Annotated in this window: 4 protein-coding genes; 1 reads left to right on the top strand and 3 read right to left on the bottom strand. The window is 71.4% G+C overall.

Features of this window, described 5'->3' with window-relative positions; translation table 11 throughout:
- The 3 genes from BKE38_RS27575 to BKE38_RS27585 form a co-directional block, all read right to left on the bottom strand.
- Nucleotides 1–728 (bottom strand): helix-turn-helix domain-containing protein (locus BKE38_RS27575; protein WP_165694307.1); only part of this gene is annotated, 728 nt, incomplete at its 3' end.
- Nucleotides 729–923: 195 nt separating this feature from the next.
- Nucleotides 924–1,964 (bottom strand): NAD(P)H-dependent flavin oxidoreductase, encoded by a 1,041-nt coding sequence (locus BKE38_RS27580; RefSeq protein WP_076960378.1) that lies wholly within the window; start codon nt 1,962–1,964, stop codon nt 924–926.
- A 3-nt stretch (nt 1,965–1,967) separates the two neighbouring features.
- A complete protein-coding gene (locus BKE38_RS27585) occupies nt 1,968–3,188 on the bottom strand; it encodes an aspartate kinase (protein WP_076960379.1) in 1,221 nt (406 codons plus the stop codon).
- Between the two features lie 162 nt (nt 3,189–3,350).
- On the opposite strand from BKE38_RS27585, the gene ubiG reads away from it, so the two are divergent.
- Nucleotides 3,351–4,079: a bifunctional 2-polyprenyl-6-hydroxyphenol methylase/3-demethylubiquinol 3-O-methyltransferase UbiG gene (ubiG, locus tag BKE38_RS27590; protein WP_076960380.1), complete on the top strand. Its 729-nt coding sequence runs from the start codon at nt 3,351–3,353 to the stop codon at nt 4,077–4,079.
- The last annotated feature ends 44 nt before the right edge of the window (nt 4,080–4,123 follow it).

Genomic DNA, 4,123 nt, shown 5'->3' on the forward strand with positions numbered 1-4,123 from the left:
CCCTGGCGGTGCCCCGCCGGCCGCGCCGGTGCCGCGGGGGTGCCGGCGGCCGGCGGCTGGCCCGGACGGGCGGCAGGCGGCACGGCCGGGGTCACGCCCGGCGCGGGGGCATTGGGTCCGGCGCCGGGCATGGCCGGCGGGCTGGCCGGAGAGGCAGGAGAAACACTGGCGGCCGGCGGGGAGGCCGGGCCGGCACCGTTGGATGGGGTATTGGCGGGCGGCGTGCCCGGCAGCGGCGGCGCGCCGGCCTCGCGCGCGGCCTGCTCCAGCCGCGGCGGCAGCGGCGGCACGGCATCGACGCTGCGCTCGGCCGAGCCGCTCCACTGGTACCAGGCGGCATAGGCGCCGACCGCCAGCACCGCGCCGATCAGGATGACCACGCCGGCCGGCACACCGCGATCCGGCACCGGCTCGGGGAAGACCAGGTCCTTGGAGCGGGTGCCGCCGCCGGCGCCCTCGCGGAAGCGGCGCACCAGGTCGGGCGCGTCCAGCCCCATAGATTGGGCATAGCTGCGGACAAAGCCGGTGCCATAGGCGACGCCCGGCAGGTCGCGCACGCGGCCTTCTTCCAGGGCGGCCAGGTAGCGGCGGTTGATGCGCAGCGCCTCCGCCAGCTCCTCCAGGCTCACGCCGAGGGACAGGCGGGCCTCGCGCAGCTCCTCGCCCACCCGCGCGGCTTCGGCGGGCTGGCTGTCGGATCGGGGGCGGGGTTTGAGATCGTAGGGCACGCGATGCACACCTATCGCGCCGCGCGGCGCAGGGCAAACCGAATTGCGGTGAGGCCGGAAGCCGGACCGGGCCGCAGGGCCGCGAGAAAGCATCCCTCCCGCGGCAGCCCCGCGGCGGGGCCCTGCCCGGCGCGCCGGGCGAGAAAAATATCAGGCGAAACCATGGGGCCGGCGCTTTCGCCCCGGCCCGATCGGTTACTGGCCGGCGCGGCGGGCCAGCAGGGCGGCGCGCGCCTGGTCCAGCAGCTCGGCGATGATCTCCACGGCCGGCTGCTCCTTGGTGACCAGCCCGACGCTCTGCCCGGCCATCAGGCTGCCGCCTTCGACGTCGCCATCCACCACGGCGCGGCGCAGCGCGCCGGCCCAGTAATGCTCGATCTCCAGCTGCCCGGCCTCCTTGGTCACCTCGCCCGCCTTGAAGCGGGCGATGACCATGGCCTGGTGCTCGAGGAAGCGCTTGGTGCCCTCGTTCTGCAGGGCGCGCACCGGGATGACCGGGAAGTTGTCGTCCAGCTGCACCGTCGGCAGGGCGTCGCGCGCCGCACCGCGGATGAAGGCGCGCTTGAAGTTGGCATGCGCCACGCATTCGGTGGCGCAGACGAAGCGGGTGCCGAGCTGCACGCCCGCCGCACCCATCTCCAGATAGGACAGGATGGCCTCGCCGCGGCCGATGCCGCCGGCCACGAAGACCGGCACGTCGCGGATATGCGGCAGGATTTCCTGCGCCAGCACGGTCAGGCTGACCGGGCCGATATGGCCGCCGGCTTCGGAGCCTTCGATCACCAGCGCGTCGGCGCCGGAGCGCACCAGCTTCTTCGCCAGCGCCAACGCCGGGGCGAAGCAGATGACCTTGGCGCCGCCTTCCTTGGCCGCCTTGATGGCGGGGCCGGGCGGGATGCCGCCGGCGAAGACGATATGGCCGACCTTGGCGTCCAGGCAGACCTGCACCAGCTCCATCAGGTTCGGGTGCATGGTGATCAGGTTGACGCCGAAGGGCTTGTCCGTCAGCGCCTGCGTCGCAGAAATCTCCTCGGCCAGGCGGTCCGGCATCATCGCGCCGCAGGCGATGACGCCGAAGGCGCCGGCATTGGACAGGGCGGCCACCAGGTTGCGCTCGCTGACCCAGCTCATGGCGCCGCCCAGGATGGCGTATTCGGTGCCCAGGAAGGCGGCGCCCCGGGCCATCAGCGCGTCGATGGCGCCAGCCCCGGGGGTCAGGTCAGTCTGCGCGTCCATCGCTCAGCCTTCCGCGTCCAGGCCGTAGGCGCTGTGCAGGGCGCGCACCGCGAGCTCGGTGTATTCCACGCCGATCAGCACCGAGGTCTTGATCTCGGAGGTCGAGATCACCTGAATGTTGATGCCCTTCTCGGCCAGCGTCTTGAACATCGTCGCGGCGACGCCGGCATGGCTGCGCATGCCGATGCCGACGATCGAGATCTTGGCGACCTCCGGATCGGCGACCACCGTCTCGAAGCCGATCGTGCCGCGCGCCTTCTCCAGCACGTCGCGTGCCCGCGGCAGGTCGGTCTTGCCCACCGTGAAGGTCATGTCCGTGGTGCCGTCGGCGCCCAGGTTCTGCACGATCATGTCGACGTTCACATTGGCGTCCGACAGGGGCCCGAAGACCTCGGCGGCGATGCCGGGCTTGTCCGGCACCCGGCGCAGCGTCACCTTCGCCTCGTCGCGGGAATAGGCGACGCCCGTCACCAGCGGCTGTTCCACGATCTCATCCTCATCCACGACCAGCGAGCCGGGCTTGTCCTCGAAGGAGGACAGCACCTGCACCCGCACCCGCTGCTTCATCGCCAGCTCGACCGACCGGGTCTGCAGCACCTTGGCGCCGACCGAAGCCAGTTCGAGCATCTCCTCATAGGCCACCGCCGGGAGCTTGCGCGCCTTCGGCACGATCCGCGGGTCGGTGGTGTAGATGCCGTCCACATCCGTGTAGATGTCGCAGCGATCGGCCTTCACCGCCGCCGCGATCGCCACCGCCGACAGGTCCGACCCGCCGCGGCCCAGCGTCGTCACCCGGTTGTCCGGGCCGATGCCCTGGAAGCCGGCGACCACCGGCACCTGGTCCATCTTCATCCGCTCGATCAGCGCCTCGCCCCGGATCTCCTCGACCCGGGCCTTGCCATGCGCGCCGTCGGTCAGGATCGGGATCTGCCAGCCCTGCCAGGACCGCGCATCGACGCCGATGGTCTGCAGCGCCACCGCCAGCAGGCCGATCGTGACCTGCTCGCCCGTCGCCACCACGGTATCGTATTCGCGGGCATCGTGCAGGGGCGAAAGCTCCTGGCACCACTTCACCAGCTGGTTGGTCACGCCCGACATGGCCGAGACCACCACGGCGACCTCGTTCCCGGCATCGACTTCCCGTTTCACCCGGTTGGCGACGTTGCGGATACGGTCCAGGTCGGCGACGGACGTGCCGCCGAACTTCATCACGATACGGGCCATGGGCGCTCTGATGGAACGGGGTCTCGAAGGCGACCGGGCTGCGGGGGAAGCCTTCCCTGCGGCCGATCAGGCACGGATTGCCGCGCGGGCCCTGGTTGCGGCCGGCGCGGGGCTGGGACAGATAACGGGGGTCGCGCCCTGCCGCAACCGGAGAAGCCTTCCATGCCCGCCGAGACCACCGCCCTCGAGGCCGAGATCGCCAAGTTCGACGCCCTGGCGGAGCGCTGGTGGGACCCCGACGGCCCCATGGCCCCCCTGCACCGCATGAACCCGCTGCGCTGCGGCTGGATCGCCCAACGCCTGGCAGCCAGCGAAGGCCGCCAGGGCGAGGACCTGTCTGGCCTGACCCTCCTCGATGTCGGCTGCGGCGCCGGCCTCGCCAGCGAAGGCATGGCCCGCCTCGGCGCCCGCGTCACCGGCCTGGACGCCGCCGGCACCGCGCTGGAGGCCGCCCGCGCCCATGCGACCCGCTCCGGCCTCGAGATCGACTACCGCCAGGGCCGCCCGGAAGAGCTCGCCGCCGAGGGCGCCCGCTTCGACGCCGTCATCGCCCTGGAAGTGATCGAGCACGTCGCCGACCGCGGCGCCTTCCTGGCGGCGCTGGCCAGCGTGACCAAGCCGGGGGGCTGCGTCTTCCTCTCGACGCTCAACCGCACGCCGAAAAGCTTTCTCTTCGCCAAGGTGGGCGCGGAATACCTGCTGCGGCTACTGCCCCGCGGCACGCATGACTGGAAGATGTTCGTCACGCCGGCAGAGCTCGGCGCCGAGGCACGAAAGGCAGGGCTGCGCGTCACCGATATCGCGGGGATGACCCCCAAGCTCGGGACGAAAGACTGGCAAGCCAGCAGCGACGTCAGCGTCAACTACATCGCGGCCGCCAGAAAAGAATAAAAGGCTGGGGAGAAGGTATTCTCCCCAGACCCCTCATCTATTTC

Origin of the sequence: Teichococcus deserti (assembly GCF_001982615.1) — a bacterium.
Classification (GTDB): Bacteria; Pseudomonadota; Alphaproteobacteria; order Acetobacterales; family Acetobacteraceae; genus Pseudoroseomonas; species Pseudoroseomonas deserti.

Coding starts and splice junctions, on each gene's coding strand:
- BKE38_RS27580 (WP_076960378.1), bottom strand. CDS start 1,964: ATGGACGCGCAGACTGACCTGACCCCCGGGGCTGGCGCCATCGACGCG.
- BKE38_RS27585 (WP_076960379.1), bottom strand. CDS start 3,188: ATGGCCCGTATCGTGATGAAGTTCGGCGGCACGTCCGTCGCCGACCTG.
- ubiG (WP_076960380.1), top strand. CDS start 3,351: ATGCCCGCCGAGACCACCGCCCTCGAGGCCGAGATCGCCAAGTTCGAC.